Here is a 17,539-nt window from a genome sequence, read left to right as displayed (position 1 = left end):
TTTGGACTGACAGCGGCTCGAATGGAGGACTTCACTGAGAAGTCCTTTTTATATTAATAAAATATGCACAAAAGTGGCAGGGATAAGCTATAATATTGCCTATGGAGGTGGAGCATGACTAAAAGAATATGGACAAAACCACAACCCCTTCCTGGGTTTAAAGATAGTAGAAGCCCGCTCCCCCAACGGTTAGGGATTACTCCGGTAGTAGCAGACATTCTCAGGCAGCGGGGCATTGAGGCAGAGGAAGAAATCCTGGAATTTCTCAGACCCTCTTTGCTTAATTTAAATTCTCCGTTTGCTTTTCGAGAAATGGCTAAGGCTATTGAGCGTTTAGAGCAGGCACGGGCTCAAGAAGAAAAAATCCTTATCTACGGCGATTACGATGTTGATGGGGTAACCAGCACGGCTTTGCTCTATAAAGTATTGACAGATTTAGGGTTTAAGGCGGTCGCCTATATTCCCAGCAGGATGGACGAAGGCTATGGATTACATAAGGATGCTATAACAAAAGCTTTGCAAGCCAATGTGAAGGTGATGATCACTGTGGATTGTGGCATTACCGCCGTAGAGGAAGTGGAGTATGCTCGGTCTCAGGGGATAGATATTATCCTTACCGACCATCATGAGCCGCCGGATAGTCTGCCTCAGGCTTATGCCATTCTGAACCCCAAGGTTCAGGATTCAGGATATCCTTTTCGGGAATTAGCCGGAGTAGGAGTAGCGTTTAAGCTGGCTCAGGCCTTGTTGGAGAGGTTAGAAGAGGGAAAATCAGGTGCTTATGCGGTCCTGGAAATTTTAGATTTAGCAGCTTTAGGAACCATTGCTGATCTTGTCCCCTTAACCCATGAGAACCGCACCATTGTGGCCTATGGCTTACGCCAGATGGAGAATACCATTCATCTGGGACTGCGTACTCTTCTTGAGGAGTGCGGTTTGTGGGGAAAACCGCTTAAAGCCGGGCAAATCGCCTTCATGGTGGCGCCGCGTATTAATGCTGCAGGCCGCATGGACAGTGCCCGGGCCGGATTGGAGCTGTTGCTCACAGGTCATGAAGAACGGGCTGTTGAGCTGGCACGGTTTTTGAGCCGGGAAAATGCCTTGCGTCAGGACACCGAAAAGGAAATCTTTGCTGAAGCGGTGGAGATTTTGGAGAAAGCCCCTATTCCCCGGGTCATTGTTTTATCAGGGAAGAACTGGCACCATGGGGTCATCGGCATCGTAGCCTCCCGCTTGGTGGAGCGTTACTATCGCCCTGTTTTCCTTATTGCTGAGGAAGAGGAGATGGGGAAAGGGTCTGCCAGAGGGATCGGGGGCTATCATGTATTAGATGAGCTCAAGGCTCAGGCAGAGTTGTTGGAGAAATTCGGCGGACATAGCCAGGCCGCCGGCTTCTCGTTAAAACTGGAAACTATCCCCCTGCTGCGCGAGGCTTTGAATCAGGCGGCCTTACACCTTCCTGAGGAGATGTTTTATGAACGGATTCGTGTGGACCAATGCGTCCCTTTGGAAGTTCTTGATGCTTCTTTGCTGCATGATTTGGAACATCTGGCACCTTTCGGATTTGGCAACCCCAGCCCGGTGCTGGCCGGAAGGGATTACCCTCTCTATCTGGCCGACACGGTGGGCAAAGACCATGCTCATTTAAAGTGCATGTTCGGACCCCAAGGGGAATGGGAAGGAATAGCCTTTCGCAAAGGGGAAGAGTTAGCCAATATTTTGGGTTCGGCAACGGTGGATGTTGCTTTTGGTCTGGATTGGAATACCTTTCGTGGCGTTCAGAGTATTCAGCTGATGATCAAAGATATTCAGCCCCAAGCCTCATGGCAGGAGGATCATGACCGCTCCCTGGCCGGGCAGGAGATTGCCTTGGGTGAGGAGGAGGTTGCCGCAGGTGGCCCATATCCTCAAGAAGTGGAAATTATGGATTGGCGAAGCAAAAATCGGGAAGAATGGAGCAAAACCCTGGAAAGCCGGGGGGACTCCATTGCTTTTTGGGATTTTACCGGGATAAGCCCGCAAGAGCCAGATGCCGATCACCAGGCACCATGGGCGGTAATCATAGGGGTTCCTCCATCGTGGCAAAGGGTCGCGGATATCATCAGGCAGGTGCGGAACAGCGGTGGACAAGGAGTGATCCTGGCTGAAAGTCAGATTGATCCGCTGGTTCTGAAGGAGCGAACGGGTTATTTAGCGCGGGAAGATCTTGTCCAAATGTACAGAGTATTATATGATTTGGCTATTAAGAATAATCCGTTTACCTGGGTGGCAGAGGAAATTCCCCTATGGCAAGCACAGGCTGGATTAAAGATCTTCGAAGAATTGAATTTGTTCCGCTGTCTGCGCTATAGCTCCGATACCATCCATATCGAGTGGATCCCGGCCCAAAAGAAGCTGGACCTGGAAGGAGCGCTGCGTTTTCGCGGGGCCAAAAGCCGCTGGGAGGAAGCCATGGCGTTTAAAGAAGAATATTGTACGATGCCGTGGCCGGAGTTTAAGAAAAGGCTGGGCCGGTACTAATAGTAGAGAACTAAGCAGTGAAAGGTGTGAAGGCATTGGATTTTGATAAGTACATACGCGTTATTGATGATTTCCCCAAACCGGGTATTTCTTTCAAGGATATTACTACCCTGTTAAAGGATGGAGAAGCTTATCGGGCAGCGGTTGATGCCATCGTTGAGCAGGTCAGGGAATCTCAACCGGACCTGATTGTGGGACCGGAAGCCCGTGGCTTTTTGCTGGGGGCTCCGGTAGCCTATGCCTTGGGCATTGGCTTTGTCCCGGTGCGCAAACCGGGCAAACTTCCTGGTAAGACAGTGAGCGAAACCTATGAACTTGAATATGGTAGTGATACGTTAGAAGTTCACGCTGATGCCATTCAACCGGGACAGCGGATCGCGATTGTCGATGATTTGCTGGCGACCGGCGGCACGATCTCCGCCACGGCTCGCTTAATTGAAAAGACCGGTGCCCAGGTGGCAGGAATGAGCTTTTTGATTGAATTAGGCTTTCTGGAAGGCCGTAAGAAGCTGGAAGGCTATAAGGTATTTTCTTTAATTAAGTATTAAAAAAGAGGTCACTAGAGAGGAGCAGGGTAATGTCGATCAGCGAGCTCATGGAAAAATTGCATAAAGCGTCTCCAGAAGGGATCAAGCTTGTGGAGAAAGCTTATTCCTTTGCTGAAGAAGCTCACCGTGGGCAGCTTCGCAATTCAGGAGAAGAATATATTCAGCATCCTCTGGAAGTGGCCAAGATCTTATTGGAACTGGAAATGGATGAAGCCACTATTGCGGCGGCGTTCCTCCATGATGTGGTGGAAGATACTCATTATACCAACGAAGATATAGAAAGAGAGTTTGGCTCTCAAGTAGCTATCCTGGTCGATGGCGTCACGAAGCTGGGGCGGATCGAGTACAAAAGCAAGGAAGAGCTTCAGGTTGAGAATCTGCGCAAGATGTTCCTGGCTATGGCTAGGGATATTCGGGTGATTTTGATCAAATTGGCGGATCGTCTCCACAATATGCGGACGCTGAAATTTCATTCCGAAAAAAAGCAAAAGGAAATCGCTCTGGAAACTTTGGAGATTTTTGCTCCTTTGGCCAACCGGCTGGGTATTTTCCGGATTAAATGGGAGCTGGAGGATTTATCTTTTCGCTACTTAAAGCCCCAGGAATATTATGACCTATCGGAAGGAATCGCTTTAAAACGGGCAGAGCGGGAAGTGCAGATTAACGAAGTCATCAGCCAGTTATCCAAGCGTCTGGCTGAAGTAGGCATCAAAGCGGATATATCAGGCCGCCCTAAGCATTTTTACAGCATCTACCGAAAAATGATCAATCAGCACAGAGAACTCAGCGAAATCTACGATTTAACTGCGGTTCGGGTGATCGTCGATTCTGTGAATGATTGTTATGGTGCTCTGGGAATCATTCATACCATGTGGAAGCCCTTACCCGGCCGGTTTAAGGACTATATTGCCATGCCCAAGCCCAATATGTATCAATCTTTGCATACCACGTTGGTGGGAGCCCATGGAGAACCCTTTGAGATCCAGATTCGCACCTGGGAGATGCATCGCACTGCGGAATACGGTATTGCCGCCCATTGGAAATATAAAGAAGGTGCCGGCAAACCCGTCGGCGGTAATTTTGAGCAGAAGCTGTCCTGGCTGCGGCAGATGTTGGAGTGGCAGCACGATTCCCGGGATGCAGGCGAATTCATGGAATCACTCAAAATCGATCTTTTTGCCGATACGGTTTTTGTGTTTACTCCCAAGGGAGATGTGGTGGAACTGCCGGCTGGTTCCTGCCCGGTTGACTTTGCCTACCGGGTTCATACGGATGTAGGGCACCGCTGTGTAGGGGCTAAGATCAACAGCCGTATTGTACCGCTGGAAACCAAATTGGCCAATGGGGATATTGTGGAGATTCTGACGTCAAAGCAGAGCAATGGACCCAGCCGGGATTGGTTGTCTTTCGTAAAAACATCTCAGGCGAAAAACAGAATTCGTGGGTGGTTTAAGAAGGAAAAGCGGGAAGAAAATGTCGCCCGCGGCCGGGAGGGGATTGAGCGGGAAGTACGGAAGCTTGGCCTGGATCCGGCTCAAGTGCTTAAATCCGATCTTCTCTTAAAGATTGGTAAATCTTACAATATAACTAATGTGGAAGATCTCTATGCTGCCATGGGAGACGGCGCCGTTACCGTGAATAAGGTTCTGATGCGCCTAAAGGAAGATTTGACCAAGGATGAACGGGAACGGCTTCAGCTGGAGGCCCTGCAGCAAGGCGAAGGCAAGCCTTCCAGTGGCTATGGGAAGGCGAGCCAAGGGGTAAGGGTCAAGGGTGTGGACAACATTCTTGTGCGCTTTTCCCGTTGCTGTAATCCATTGCCTGGAGATGATATCGTTGGCTATATTACCCGGGGCAGGGGGGTCTCCATCCATCGCCGGGAGTGTGATAATGTCAAAGCCCATTCCCAGGAGGAGCAAGCCCGGATGGTTGAAGTGATCTGGGATACGGAAGTAGAATCCATTTATCCAGTGGATTTGGAGATTTTTGCTTTAGATCGCCCACGGTTGGTTACCGATGTGATGAATGTGGTGATGGAGACACGCACGAATATTTTAGGGATCAATGCCCGGGTGGCCAAAGATAAGAATACCCATATTCAACTGAGTATTGAGATTCGCAATCTGGGACATTTGTATAATGTGATGCAGAAAATCCGGCGGGTTAAAGATGTCACATCTGTGGAACGGGTACATTTAGGAGGGCGTTAAGTTTGCGCAGTGTTGTTCAGAGAGTGACCCAGGCCTCCGTTACGGTGGAGGGAGAGGTCGTTGGCCGGATTGGGGCCGGATTGCTGGTGCTGTTCGGAGTGGGTCAGGGGGATACGGAAGCCGATCTGAGCTGGATGATGGATAAAATTGCCGGACTTCGACTTTTTGAAGATGAGGAAGGGAAGATGAATCGCTCGGTTCAGGATGTTGGGGGCGAAATTCTCATGGTCTCTCAATTCACTCTTTATGGAGACTGCCGCAAAGGCAAACGTCCCAGCTTTTCCACGGCAGCACCTCCCGAGATGGCTAGAGAGCTTTTCCAGCAGGCCGTGGCCAAAATGCGGAGTTATGGGCTTCATGTGGAAACAGGGGTTTTTCAAGCCGAGATGCAGGTAGCCCTGGTCAATGATGGACCGGTGACCCTGCTGATCGACAGTGCGAAGAATTTCTGATTCGGTTCAGGATAGTTTAGGGAAGTTTTGAGTTTGAATTTAAATTTAATGAGAAAGCACAGATTAGGATGGAGGGATGGACATGATTGAGTGTCGCGCGGTAGGAGCTATGGGGGCTAATTGTTATCTGGTGAGCTGCCCTGAGACCAAGAAGGCAGCCCTTATCGATCCGGGAGCCAATGGGTCCGGAATTCAGGAATGGGTGGCTGAGAGAGGGGTTCAGGTGGAATATATTCTGCTTACTCATGGACACTTTGATCATATTGGTGCGGTGGATAAATTGCGTGAACTTTATCAGGCCAAGGTAGGGATTCATAAAGAAGATGCTGTGATGCTGACCAGCGGAGCCCATAATCTTTCCCGAATGCTGGGAAGATCCTATGAGTTTGAGCCGGCGGATTTTCTGCTGGAAGATGGTCAGATATTGCAGGTGGGGAATCTGAATCTTACCGTGATCGCTACACCTGGACATACCCTGGGCGGGGTCTGCTTCCTGACTTCTGAAGGGCTGATCAGCGGCGATACTCTGTTCGACGGCTCCATCGGACGAACGGACTTTCCCGGCGGATCTTATGAAGAATTGATAAAATCCGTGGTGAAGAAACTGCTTGTGCTGCCGGAGGACACCAGGGTGTACCCTGGTCATGGACCGGAGACCACGATCGGGAGGGAAAAGCGGGAAAACCCGTTTTTGCAATGAAAATTAGTTTACAAAGCCATACTTTATCCCGCTCCGAACTGGAAGCGGGTCTTTCCTTAAGCCGGGCCTTTTTCTCTGAGGCTCAAACCGGGCTTGAGGTAGAGGGGGCCGACTGCGAGATGGGGATTATTCACCTTGATATTCATTATCCCGATACTCCCTGGCAGATTGAAGGGAATTTTAAGGGTTTTAGCTGCGAGACCAAGTTAAGGTCTGCCCAAAGCTCGGTTGTTCTCAATGAGGACCAAATAAAATTTATTTTGTCTCATCCCTATGCAGGAAAAGAAGATAAGCGGAAGTTTTTGCTAAAGAGGGGGCTTTTCTCTCTCCTTGTCCAGGTGACAGGGCACACTCCCCCTTGGGGAATCTTAACGGGAATTCGCCCCAGTAAAATTCTTCATCGCTTAAAAAAGGCAGGATACTCTTCCGAAGAGAGAGCGGCATCACTGCGGGAAGTGTATGCCATTCGTGAGAATAAGTCACAATTGCTTCAGGAAGTGGTGGACATTCAGCAGCCCTTTCTGGAAGCTATGAAAAACCATCCCCAGGATGTAGCAGTATATATAGGGATACCCTTTTGCCCTACCCGCTGCTCCTATTGCTCCTTCCCTGCCTATTCATTACAGCAGAGCAGAGAGCCTCTGGAGCATTATCTGCAGGGGTTAGGTGAAGAAATCAGGGCGGCAGGAGCATGGATGAAGGCTAGAGGACTTACAGCCGACTCCCTTTATCTGGGCGGAGGAACTCCTACTGTACTCACGATTCCGGAGATGGAAGGCCTGATCGCCTTAATGATGACCTATATTCCCCATAGAGAGGCCAGAGAATTCACAGTGGAAGCCGGGCGGCCCGATACCTTGTCGCAGGAAAAGCTTTCAGCTCTCCGTGCCAGCGGTGTCGATCGGTTGAGTATCAATCCTCAAACCATGCATAATCGAACTCTACAACGGATTGGTCGTGCCCATACTGTGGAGGATATCCTTAAAGTATATAAACTTGCCCGTGGGATTCCAGACTGGATTATTAATATGGACTTAATTATCGGGCTGCCTGGGGAAGGGATTACGGATATCCGGGAGACTTTGGCGAAGATCAAGGTGCTGGAACCGGATAACCTTACGGTTCATGCCTTAGCCATTAAACGGGGCTCCCAGGAGCATGAACGAGGTTCAACACAAAATCTGGGCAAGGAGTTGGAGGGGATGCAGGAAGCCGTCATGGCTGCTGCCCGCTCTATGGGAATGCAGCCCTATTATCTCTACCGCCAAAAGCATATCGCCGGCAATCTGGAGAACATTGGCTTCGCTAAGCCCGGTTTGGAATGCCGTTATAATATTGGGATCATGGAAGAGCAGCAAACGGTTATCGGCCTGGGAGCGGGGGCTTCCAGCAAAATCGTTAATCCCAAGGATTTTTCCCTGGTCAGTTTTCATCATCCTGCTAACTGGCAGGTTTACCTGAACCGATGGCGGGAGACCCAAAGGAAGAGAGAAGAAGCAGAAAAATTTTTGGCTAAACATTTACGTCCGCTTTACTAAGTCATTAATGGGCTATAATCAAGCATTTACATTCCGACGCTATAATCAAAACAAGACTATGACTTAATGGCTTGTTCTGAGTCAGAAGTGAGGGGGGCTTGATTATGAAGATTTGTGTCGTCGGCGCAGGATATGTGGGCTTGGTTTCAGCTGCGATTCTGGCAGACTGGCAACATAATGTGGTATGCGTTGATCACAATGAACAAAAAATTGAGGACCTTTTGGCTGGTAAACTGCCGATCTTTGAGTCGGGGCTTCAGGAATTGGTGGAACTTAATAGGCTTGGGAAATATCTGCGCTTTACTGCAGAAATGGCAGAGGCACTGAGGGGATGTGAGATGATCATCGTCGCCGTGGGAACTCCGCCTGCCGAAAACGGACATCCCAATCTGGAAGACTTTTGGGCTGTAATCAAAAGTTTCCGGGAGAATGTGCGCAATGATGTGATCGTCATGATCAAAAGCACTGTACCCGTGGGAACCGGTGAAGAAGTTTCCCTGTATTTAAATGAAAAGGGCAGTTATAAATTTTCCGTAGTCTCTGCACCGGAATTCTTACGTCAGGGAACAGCCGTCCATGACTTTCTTCATCCCGACCGTCTGGTTGTGGGCTGTATGTCACCGGAAATCAGGGAACAAATGAAGGAACTGTTTCAGCCCTTGAACTGTCCTAAAGTTTTCACCGACTGGCATAGTGCGGAGATGATTAAATATGCTTCCAACAGTTTTTTGGCCTTGAAAATTTCTTATATCAACACTATTGCTAATTTATGTGAAGCTGTGGGAGGCAATATTCAGGATGTGGCCGCAGCGGTCGGTCTGGACCACCGCATTGGTCAGGCTTACCTGAAGCCGGGAGTAGGCTTCGGGGGCTCCTGTCTGGCTAAAGATACCCAGGGGCTGATAGCTCAGGGTGAGGTTCATGGTGTCAATGTCTGGATGTTCAAGGATGTGCTGGAGGTCAACTATGAGCAGCGGGTACACGTTGTTCAGCGGCTGACCGAGGTGCTGGGCAACCTTAAGAGCAGAAAAATCGCCATCCTGGGTCTGGCCTTCAAAGCCAATACAGATGATCTCAGGGATGCTCCTTCGGTAACGATTATTGCCCAGATTACCAAACTGGGGGGACTGGTGAAAGTCTATGATCCCGTTGTGGATAGTTCGAGCTTGCCTGATGCTATTTCTGTAAATACTGTAGATAATCCTTATACAGCATGCCAGGGCGCCGACGCCGTAATTGTGCTGACAGAATGGGAGGAATTCCTGGATCTTGATCTGAAGCGTCTGCAAAGGAGCATGAATGCCCCTATATTTATTGACGGGCGTTATCTCTTTGAACGGAAAAGATTGCTGGAGGCGGGCTTTTTCCTTCCCGAGCGGCCCTCTTCCAGTGAGTGGCCTGTCGTGCAAAGTATGATTTCAGCCCGTTGAACTTGAAAAGTCTGACTGCTCGGAACTGAGATCTGCTCATATATTTAATCTGTTGTATGGTAAAAGCGTGTTGGGGATACTCACTATGTAATCCCAACACGCTTTTATGCGCACTAAAATAATTCCCTAGGCTGTCTTAACCGTATCAATGTGTTTATCCAGCACAAATTTATAATCCCTGAGCAGTTGGTCAAAAATAGTGTTCCAGGACTGGGATGATGCATGGGCGAGAGCATTAGCGGCGAGTGTTGCTCTGAGTTCGTCCTGATCAGCCAGCCTGATTATCGCCTCAGTCAGACTTGCCTCATCCCGGGGGGCACACAGCAAGCCGTTCTGCCTGTCAACAACATTATCGGCAACGCCGCCGCTTCTGACCGTAATCACCGGCAGACGGGAGGCCATGGCTTCCAGAACCACATTGCCGAAGGTCTCCGTACTTGAAGGAAAAACGAAAGCGTCACAGGAAGCATAAAGGGAGGACAGTTCCGATCCCTGAAGGTAGCCGGTAAAAAGGATATTCTCGTCGGACTGCTCACGCATGTCCTGGGCATAGGGGCCGTCCCCGACGATGATGAAGCGGATTTTCTCCCGGTGGGTTTGGTTCACCAGCTTAATGCTTTGGGTCAGGATATCGAGGTCTTTCTCCGGGGCAAGGCGGCCTACGTAGAGGAAGAGCAATTGTTCGGGCCGGCTGATGAAGCGGCGGCGAATCTCTTCACTGCGATGATGAGGGCTGAATTTGGCGGAGTCCACCCCTCTGGCCCAGAGGGCCAGATTTTCGATTCCTTTGGCAGCAAGAACCTGCATGGTTGTTTGAGAAGGACAGAAATTCACCGCACAGGAATTATGGAACCACTGGAACAAAGCCCAGACCATTCCCTCCAGGTATTCCATTTTATAATATCTGAGATAGGTATCGAAGTTGGTATGGAAAGATGAGACCACGGGAATCCGGCGCTCCTTAGCATAGCGCAGGCCGGCAAGCCCGATGCCCAAGGGGTCGGTCAGGTGAATGAGGTCAGGGCGAAAACGGTCGGCAATTTCTGCAAGCTTGGTATAATTGGGCAAGGAAAGGCGGCACTCCGGGTAGAAAGGGAGGGTCACGCTTTTAAAACGGGCCACGGGGGAGGGGCAAAGATAGGTGAGACTGGAAGGCTCCCTTTCATATTGGGGAGCAAAAAAGAGGTGTTCTATTTGCCGGTTTTGCAGATAATCCCCTAACTTGCTCAGAGTATTGGTAACACCATTGATTTGCGGCAGGTAGGTATCTGTAAAATAAGCGATTCGCAAAACGTTCCCTCCTTATAGTCCTTTTATGAAAAGTATAAAATGCAAGTGCAAAAGGAGTTTTATGTATTTGTAAACTGGAGTTGAAATTTGCCCGCAAGAATATGATTTTTAACAGATTTTACTTAGGCTTAATCTAATCGGACTTTTAGTTTATTATTATTGTGCTATTTTAAGATTGACTAAGTCTCCGGGTGGCACCGGACTTTGATGGCCGGCTCTCCGGCCGTTTTTTTTATGGGCTTCAACCTAATTTAAGGAAAGCAAAAAGCACCTGTTGGGAAAGTGGATTCTGTAAAAAATTTTTTCTTTTTATTTACTTAAGTTTAATAATGGATTAACATTAATAGTGTAATATTCTTTTATCGCCAAGGAAATCACAGAAACCAGCCATAGTCGGTGAATTGGCAGGGGAGGGGTATTTATGCTTCATGACAGGCAAGAGAGCAGATACAGAGAATTAAGGCGGGCGTCTGTAGAAAGATGTTCACAGGGCCGGGCCTCCATGTCCTGGTATCGGTATCATTATTATAAAGAATGAAAGCGGGTCTCCTGACGGCAGTTAGGACTCGCTTTCATTTTTTATAGGGCAACACGCAGATCAAGTCGGTGAGGAGGGCGATTATGTACAGCATCACTTACGGAGAGGTGACCTTTGAGGAAATGTATCAGCTGATCAGAAATTATACGGCTCACGGCAGCAAAATCCAATACAAGCTTGCCGTTGGGACGGACAGTCAAAATTTCTCCTATACGAAAGTCCCGATCACCATCGGGGTGCACAAGTTCATCAACGGTGTGGGCCGGGGCGGGATTTTCTTCTCAGAGATCAGAAAGGTCAGGAAAATAACCAACACCAAACAGAAGATTCTCTTTGAGACCGGTCTGAGTTTGGAGTATGCTCAAAAGCTCCAGGAACGCTTTGCGAAGGATAACATCTTCTGCGCTATTGCCGTCCATGTGGATGTAGGCTACAACGGCCCTACCGCCCAGTTTATGGATGAAGTGGTGGGCTGGGTCAAGTCCTGCGGCTTTCTCTGCGAGGTTAAGCCCAACTCGTATATGGCTTCCAGTGTGGCCAACAGGCTCTCCAAATAAACAGAGTCCAGCAACTCCATATAAATCCTGACATCAAAATCGGTAAGGCGGGAGGAAGGATAATATGAAGAAAGTATTTGTATTGGATACCAGCGTTTTGCTCCATGACCCCAAGGCGATTTTTTGCTTTGAAGACAACGAGGTGGTTATCCCCTATGCCGTTCTGGAAGAACTGGAGCATAAAAAAAGATTGCTGGACGATGTTGGGCGCCTGGCCCGTCAGGTCATCCGTTATTTGGATCAATTGCGCGAAGGGGGACAGCTTTCCCAGGGAGTTGCTCTGCCAGGGAGAGGAAAACTGAGAATTGAGCTGAACCATTCTTCAGGAACGATTCTGCCTCTCCTCTCCGATCTTTCCCTGCCAGATAACCGGATTCTCGCCGTGACCCTTAATCTGGCCAATGAAGATGAACGCCCGGTTATCCTGGTTACGAAGGACATCACGATGCGTGTCAAGGCGGATGCCCTGTCCATCCAGACCGAGGATTTCTATAATGATAAAAAGAATCTTACTCCTTTAGATGAAGAGGTTATGGTCATAAATCTTAAGGATGATGAAGCGGCCGAGCTTTATGAGAAAGGCTCGCTTCCCCTGGCGGACAAGAAAGTGCCCAATAGCTGCGTTAAAGGAGTTCTCACCGATCAGATGGAGATTCCGCTCTTGGTCGCCAAAGACGGAACCAAACTGGTCAATATCTATAAGCGTAACGGTAGTTCCTGGGGCATTTTTCCCAAAAACATCGAGCAGATCTGGGCGCTGAATATGCTCAACGATCCGGAAATTAAGCTGGTCAATCTGATGGGACCGGCCGGTACAGGCAAGACCTTGCTTGCTTTAGCCAGCGCTCTGGAACAGACCCTTCATCAGGAACTCTATACACGGATTCTCTGCGCCCGGCCCATTGTTCCCTTGGGTAAGGATATCGGCTATCTTCCCGGACTGAAAGAAGATAAAGTGCGTCCCTATATGCAGCCAATCTACGACAACCTTGAATTTTTACTGCGTCCCAAAATGAGCAAACAGCGGGATAAGAACGATGATTTTATAGTAGACAGTGCCATTGACATGCTCAGGAAAAAAGACCAGTTGGAGATCGAGGTTCTCACTTATATTCGGGGACGCAGCATCGCCAACCAGCTGATCATCATCGATGAGGCACAGAATCTGAATGCTCATGAACTCAAAACCATCATTACCCGGGCTGGAGAAGGAACTAAAATCGTACTCTGCGGTGATCCGGATCAAATCGATCACCCCTATCTGGATAAGGAAAGCAATGGTTTGGCTTATGTGGCTTCCCGTCTGAAAGGCCAGGCTTTCTATGGTCAGGTTGTTTTAGTTAAAGGGGAACGCAGTGAACTGGCCACCCGGACGGCTGAACTGTTGTAATGACTTGAATTTTAACAAAACTTTTATCTGAACTTTACCAAGTACTCCCCTTATCTTAATAATCCTCAGGTAACCTATGATTAGAAAATAGAGATAGTGTTGGGGGTAATATGTGGATACGAACCCATTATTTCATGGCTAAGTCAATTCATAGTTATATCAAGGAAAAGTATAAGGTATCTTTGCAGCTTGACCAGCTTCAGTATGGCAGCATCAAACCTGACCTGCTGCCCAAATATTGGGAAGGATCTCATTATTATGAGAGCTGTTCCAGCACCTGGCTTGCGGAGGTGGCTCAGCTGCTGGGGGAGCAAAAGAAACGCTCCATCCGGAATTTCAGCGATAAGCTGGGGGTAATCCTCCATTTCACAGCCGATTTTTTCTGCAGCGCCCATAACCTGCCCAACCTGAGGGAAAATATGTGGGAACATCTGATCTACGAGCTAAAGCTGGACTTGGCCTTCCGTCACTTTGAATCGTTCCGCGAAATTCAGTGCTTAAATTATGACGATCCCTATGACCTGCTCACCGGCTACCGCCAAGATTATCTCTCCGGTCAACCGAGCCTGGAAAGAGACATTCATTATATCTATGCCGCATCGCTGAGCATTACCGACCTGCTTGTTACTCAGGCACTGCTTCCCGTAGCCAAGCCCTTGATGATGCTCAAAAACCTGCCGGAGAGCTCCTGATTTTCAGGAGCTTTTTTTGCAGCCACTCATTGGCAACCATAAAAAAATAACCGCTTCAGGCAAGCGGTTGCAAGGACGAGAGCGGATTCGCTCCCATCTATAGTAAAGGTAGGAAGAAGAATGTAGAAGAATGCTGTCAATTAAAAGGTTAACATAGAAGTATTAACTTCTAATGAATGCTATGTAAGATTAAGGTTAAATTATGTTTTGTTCAGCGGGCTCAGAAAGATTTACGGAAGCTTTAGAATGCGTCCGTGATCAATTTACAAAAGAGCTATAAAATAAATGATGAGCATAGGAGGGATAATAGTGTATAGAGTCACTGAACGATTGCGCGGGGGAGAGCTTTTCACTTTCTATTGGATTAATCATGTGCTGCGTTCCTCTTTTTGTGATTGGCTGATGCCTAAGATCACCCACGCGGGGGGAGTCACCGCCAGTGTTTTGTGTTCATTGTTCCTGCTTTTGAGCAAAACGCCCTTTTGGCATCAGACCGGTGTTCATTTGGCGTCCAGCCTGATTATAAGTCATCTGCTTGCCAATATTCTCAAGCGCTTTGTTCGCCGGCGCCGTCCCTATCAGGTCCTGGACGGAGTATTGACTCGAACCAAGCCTCTCAAAGATGCCTCCTTTCCCTCCGGACATTCCACCGCCATATTCTGTATGGCCACTGTGCTGGCCTTGGCAGTTCCATCCTTATTGATTTTTTTCTATGGTTTTGCCTCAGTTGTTGCCTTCTCCAGAGTTTATCTGGGCATGCATTATCCGTCGGACATTATGATCGGTGCAGGTTTGGGGACGATAACGGCGCTGTTGATGGGATAGAAGTTGTTTGGTTTCAGATGGATGTATCAGAATTATGATTGGACAGGCAGCCTTGGGGCTGCCTGTTCTTGGAGGCAGCAACAAAATGATAGTTAAGCTGTTTTCTCTGCAGACTTTGCATATCTGGTTATATATGGCATAATAAACTTGTTATATGTAATGTTTGATGATGAGGAGTGGAAACCGATGGCTGCTGATCCAAATACCCGCGAAGTGCTGACAGATCTCAAGAAGTTATTGCTCCCGGCTATTAGCGATCGGCGCGCCAAAGTTTATCTATTGGGTTCTTGGGCACGAGGAACTGAAAAAAGGAGTTCAGATATAGATATCGGGATTTTTCATCCTGCTTCACCCGGACCGGAGTTCTTTGCGCAACTTCGCGATCTTGTGGAGGAGTCAACGATTCCTTACCGAGTGGATATTATTAATCTGGTTCATGCGGATCCGATTTTCCTTGAGAAAGTCCATAAGGAGGGGATAGTGTGGAGCGATTAAACCTCATGCTGTACTTATGCGTTTGTGGCTTAGTGAATTGGAAAGACGAACGGCAAATACATGAGTGAGGAGAGATAAACAGCCTTATATAAACTGCCAGACAACCCTGCCCTGAATCATTCAGGGCAGGGGTTGTTTTTCATATGCACTATCAGGAGGTATAAGCTTGCGCTATATATTTTCTAAGCATAAGGGCAACCAGCGACTTCGCCTTTTGTAGGGTGTGAAAATTAAGCTCGGCGAAGCCGGGTTTTCTTTACACTTTCAGAAAGTATAACTTCGTTGCATACTTTCCTCCAGTATAAGGGCAACCAACGACTTCGCCTTTCTGGATGCGTGATTAGAAGGCACGGCGAAGCCGGGTTTTCTTTAGCGTATGCGAACTTTTTGCCTGGGTAAATACTCTTATCTATAGAAAGAGAGGTGGCAGAGTGGAACAAGAGGTTATGAACAGGGTGAAACAGGCCCAAAACGGCGATAAAGAAGCCTTGATTCAATTGATCATGAGTCAGAAGGAGGACTATTATCGCCTGGCTTATGTTTATATGAAGAATCAGGAAGATTCCTTGGATGCGCTGGAAGATATGATTCTGAAAGTGTTTGAAAATATCAGGACGCTTAAAAATGCCGAAGCTTTTTTTAACTGGAGCAAAACGATTTTAGTCAATTGCTGCAAGCAGAATTTGCGGAAGAAGAACAAAGTCATCCTGCTCCAGGAGCTGCCTGAAGAAACCTATGAAGAAGCCTTTGGTGTATACGAAGAGCGGATGGCCTTTGAAGCCCATTTGGCCTCATTGAACTTACACTATCAGGAGGTTCTAAGGCTGCGGTTTTTACTGGATATGGATTATCAAACGATCGCCGATCTATTGAAAATCCCTCTGGGTACGGTGAAATCAAGAATGCACACCGGATTGCAAAAGCTAAAACAAAGGATGGAGGTGGAGCAGGTATGAAGAATGTTGAAGAATTGTTCGAGGAGGGCAAGGCTCAAATGGACCGTATCCAAGTGCCCGATGAACTGGAGATGAGACTGCGCAATGCATTGGAAAAGGCGGAACCAAAGCCAAAGCCTCTGTCCTTTTATCAACGTCATGCCAGACAGTTCAAGATCGCGCTGGTTCTCGTTCTCGCTCTTCTCATCGGCTTTAATTATAATGTCATAGCCTCCTACGGCAAGCAGCTTTTCGGCTATGATCAGGTCATGGACGGAACCCTAAGGGAACTGAATGAGCTGGGCAAGGGACAGCTGATCGGTAAAAGCCATACCTTTTCTAATGGGGTGTCCTTAACGGTGGATTATGTGATGCTGGACGAAAACCAACTTCTCCTTTTCTATACGGTAAAAGCTCCTGCAGGAGATGTAACCAATGCCTTATCTCCCTTTATGTCTTTGCAGAACTTATTCGGAGAGAGCCGGTGTATAAGTTCCCAAGGGAGAATCAACGAAGAGGAGTCGGAGGTAAACTATATCGCCAGCTTTGAACCGCCGTCTCTATTGGCAAGAAAACTTACCCTTAATTTTGCTCTCAATGGACAAGGAGTAAGTACTCCTGCTGAAATCACCTTTTCCTTGGACCGCAATACGGCTATGGGACACACTTTAAAGAAAGAGCTTAATCAAACCATTGTTGTGGATCAAACGGAACTAATACTTCAGTCCATTGTGGCTTCCCCTACCCGGACGGTGATTAAGGGATCCGCCCAGAACATTTTGAGTTTAGCCATGGATACCCTTAGTGGTGAACGCTTTAGGCCAACGGATATCAATCTCCGCTTAATTGCCAATGGCGAAGCGATAGAAGTCAAAGGGAGAGGGCTGAGTACAGATATGAAAGGCATCACCTTCCATACTAATTTTGATGCTCTGCCTGCCTCTTTGCAGGAGCTAAAGCTGGAATTGGTGAGCTTTAGTGCGGATCAAGATGTGAATCAGCAGTATAGTTTAAACAGGGAGGAGAAGCCTCAAGTCCTGGATATGCTCGGACAGCAGGTAGAGATTAATAAGCTTGAGGAAACCCATGGAGAGACTTTGCTCACCTTAACCAGTGAAGAGAGTGTGGTTCTGACTAAAGTCTATCTCCTGGCCGATGGGCAGGAGATTGCTTTAGAAGAAACCATCAATGATGACTATCAAAAAAGCTTAGACGGTACGATTAAGCATCAAAGAACTCTGCGCTTTTTGGGAACGGGGAAGGATCTCCAACTGGATGTCAGGCGGATGACCTATAGCAAGAGCTACAATAAAGTGATCGATATTCCCTTAGACTAAATGAATTCGCAGCCAGGATAAAAAACGTATGAGTCGATTGTCCAGCAATGACTGGGCAGGTTAATTGATTATTGTAAATTGG

At 48.0% G+C, this 17,539-nt stretch carries 15 protein-coding genes; 14 read left to right on the top strand and 1 reads right to left on the bottom strand.

Translation table 11 applies throughout. The annotated features are described in order from the left end of the window. The first annotated feature begins 114 nt into the window (after window positions 1-114). The 7 genes from recJ to BUA14_RS15815 all read left to right on the top strand — a co-directional run bounded on the left by recJ (window position 115) and on the right by BUA14_RS15815 (window position 9,398). Window positions 115-2,520, top strand: a complete 2,406-nt coding sequence (recJ, locus tag BUA14_RS15845; protein WP_072773490.1) for a single-stranded-DNA-specific exonuclease RecJ — start codon at window positions 115-117, stop codon at window positions 2,518-2,520. 26 nt (window positions 2,521-2,546) lie between these two features. Next, window positions 2,547-3,068 carry an adenine phosphoribosyltransferase gene (locus tag BUA14_RS15840; protein ID WP_178371709.1) on the top strand — a complete coding sequence of 174 codons (522 nt, stop codon included), beginning with the start codon at window positions 2,547-2,549 and terminating at the stop codon, window positions 3,066-3,068. Between the two features lie 29 nt (window positions 3,069-3,097). Then, window positions 3,098-5,278 carry a RelA/SpoT family protein gene (locus BUA14_RS15835; protein WP_072773489.1) on the top strand — a complete coding sequence of 727 codons (2,181 nt, stop codon included), beginning with the start codon at window positions 3,098-3,100 and terminating at the stop codon, window positions 5,276-5,278. A gap of 2 nt (window positions 5,279-5,280) precedes the next feature. Beyond that, window positions 5,281-5,730, top strand: a complete 450-nt coding sequence (dtd, locus tag BUA14_RS15830) for a D-aminoacyl-tRNA deacylase (RefSeq protein WP_072773488.1) — start codon at window positions 5,281-5,283, stop codon at window positions 5,728-5,730. An 82-nt stretch (window positions 5,731-5,812) separates the two neighbouring features. After that, window positions 5,813-6,430, top strand: coding sequence for an MBL fold metallo-hydrolase (locus tag BUA14_RS15825; protein WP_072773487.1), 618 nt, complete (start codon window positions 5,813-5,815; stop codon window positions 6,428-6,430). Next, the gene (hemZ, locus tag BUA14_RS15820) at window positions 6,427-7,968 is read left to right on the top strand and encodes a coproporphyrinogen dehydrogenase HemZ (protein ID WP_072773486.1); all 1,542 of its coding nucleotides are present in this window, start codon (window positions 6,427-6,429) and stop codon (window positions 7,966-7,968) included. Before BUA14_RS15825 ends, hemZ begins: the two co-directional genes overlap by 4 nt. Window positions 7,969-8,072: 104 nt before the next feature. Beyond that, complete coding sequence (locus tag BUA14_RS15815; RefSeq protein WP_072773485.1) at window positions 8,073-9,398, top strand: UDP-glucose dehydrogenase family protein; 1,326 nt, start codon at window positions 8,073-8,075, stop codon at window positions 9,396-9,398. Between the two features lie 126 nt (window positions 9,399-9,524). On the opposite strand, the gene BUA14_RS15810 is transcribed toward BUA14_RS15815, so the two are convergent. Further along, window positions 9,525-10,688: a glycosyltransferase family 4 protein gene (locus BUA14_RS15810; RefSeq protein WP_072773484.1), complete on the bottom strand. Its 1,164-nt coding sequence runs from the start codon at window positions 10,686-10,688 to the stop codon at window positions 9,525-9,527. Between the two features lie 621 nt (window positions 10,689-11,309). Between BUA14_RS15810 and BUA14_RS15805 the strand changes: the two genes are divergently transcribed. The 7 genes from BUA14_RS15805 to BUA14_RS15775 all read left to right on the top strand — a co-directional run bounded on the left by BUA14_RS15805 (window position 11,310) and on the right by BUA14_RS15775 (window position 17,457). Continuing rightward, window positions 11,310-11,783, top strand: a complete 474-nt coding sequence (locus BUA14_RS15805) for a ribonuclease H-like YkuK family protein (RefSeq protein ID WP_072773483.1) — start codon at window positions 11,310-11,312, stop codon at window positions 11,781-11,783. A 64-nt stretch (window positions 11,784-11,847) separates the two neighbouring features. Beyond that, the gene (locus tag BUA14_RS15800; protein WP_072773482.1) at window positions 11,848-13,173 is read left to right on the top strand and encodes a PhoH family protein; all 1,326 of its coding nucleotides are present in this window, start codon (window positions 11,848-11,850) and stop codon (window positions 13,171-13,173) included. A 110-nt stretch (window positions 13,174-13,283) separates the two neighbouring features. Further along, on the top strand, window positions 13,284-13,865 hold the full coding sequence (locus BUA14_RS15795) for a zinc dependent phospholipase C family protein (RefSeq protein WP_072773481.1): 582 nt from the start codon (window positions 13,284-13,286) through the stop codon (window positions 13,863-13,865). 309 nt (window positions 13,866-14,174) lie between these two features. Next, a complete protein-coding gene (locus BUA14_RS15790; RefSeq protein WP_072773480.1) occupies window positions 14,175-14,690 on the top strand; it encodes a phosphatase PAP2 family protein in 516 nt (171 codons plus the stop codon). Between the two features lie 186 nt (window positions 14,691-14,876). Further along, entirely contained in the window at window positions 14,877-15,185 is a 309-nt protein-coding gene (locus BUA14_RS15785; RefSeq protein WP_072773479.1) for a nucleotidyltransferase family protein, read from the top strand. A gap of 431 nt (window positions 15,186-15,616) precedes the next feature. Further along, complete coding sequence (locus BUA14_RS15780; RefSeq protein WP_072773478.1) at window positions 15,617-16,141, top strand: RNA polymerase sigma factor; 525 nt, start codon at window positions 15,617-15,619, stop codon at window positions 16,139-16,141. Further along, a complete protein-coding gene (locus tag BUA14_RS15775) occupies window positions 16,138-17,457 on the top strand; it encodes a DUF4179 domain-containing protein (RefSeq protein ID WP_072773477.1) in 1,320 nt (439 codons plus the stop codon). Before BUA14_RS15780 ends, BUA14_RS15775 begins: the two co-directional genes overlap by 4 nt. The last annotated feature ends 82 nt before the right edge of the window (window positions 17,458-17,539 follow it).

It is taken from the genome of Desulfitobacterium chlororespirans DSM 11544 (assembly GCF_900143285.1).
Taxonomy (GTDB): domain Bacteria; phylum Bacillota; class Desulfitobacteriia; order Desulfitobacteriales; family Desulfitobacteriaceae; genus Desulfitobacterium; species Desulfitobacterium chlororespirans.
This window is presented reverse-complemented; position numbering and strand designations above follow the sequence as displayed.

Coding starts and splice junctions, on each gene's coding strand:
- recJ (WP_072773490.1), top strand. CDS start 115: ATGACTAAAAGAATATGGACAAAACCACAACCCCTTCCTGGGTTTAAA.
- BUA14_RS15835 (WP_072773489.1), top strand. CDS start 3,098: ATGTCGATCAGCGAGCTCATGGAAAAATTGCATAAAGCGTCTCCAGAA.
- BUA14_RS15825 (WP_072773487.1), top strand. CDS start 5,813: ATGATTGAGTGTCGCGCGGTAGGAGCTATGGGGGCTAATTGTTATCTG.
- hemZ (WP_072773486.1), top strand. CDS start 6,427: ATGAAAATTAGTTTACAAAGCCATACTTTATCCCGCTCCGAACTGGAA.
- BUA14_RS15815 (WP_072773485.1), top strand. CDS start 8,073: ATGAAGATTTGTGTCGTCGGCGCAGGATATGTGGGCTTGGTTTCAGCT.
- BUA14_RS15805 (WP_072773483.1), top strand. CDS start 11,310: ATGTACAGCATCACTTACGGAGAGGTGACCTTTGAGGAAATGTATCAG.
- BUA14_RS15800 (WP_072773482.1), top strand. CDS start 11,848: ATGAAGAAAGTATTTGTATTGGATACCAGCGTTTTGCTCCATGACCCC.
- BUA14_RS15795 (WP_072773481.1), top strand. CDS start 13,284: ATGTGGATACGAACCCATTATTTCATGGCTAAGTCAATTCATAGTTAT.
- BUA14_RS15785 (WP_072773479.1), top strand. CDS start 14,877: ATGGCTGCTGATCCAAATACCCGCGAAGTGCTGACAGATCTCAAGAAG.
- BUA14_RS15775 (WP_072773477.1), top strand. CDS start 16,138: ATGAAGAATGTTGAAGAATTGTTCGAGGAGGGCAAGGCTCAAATGGAC.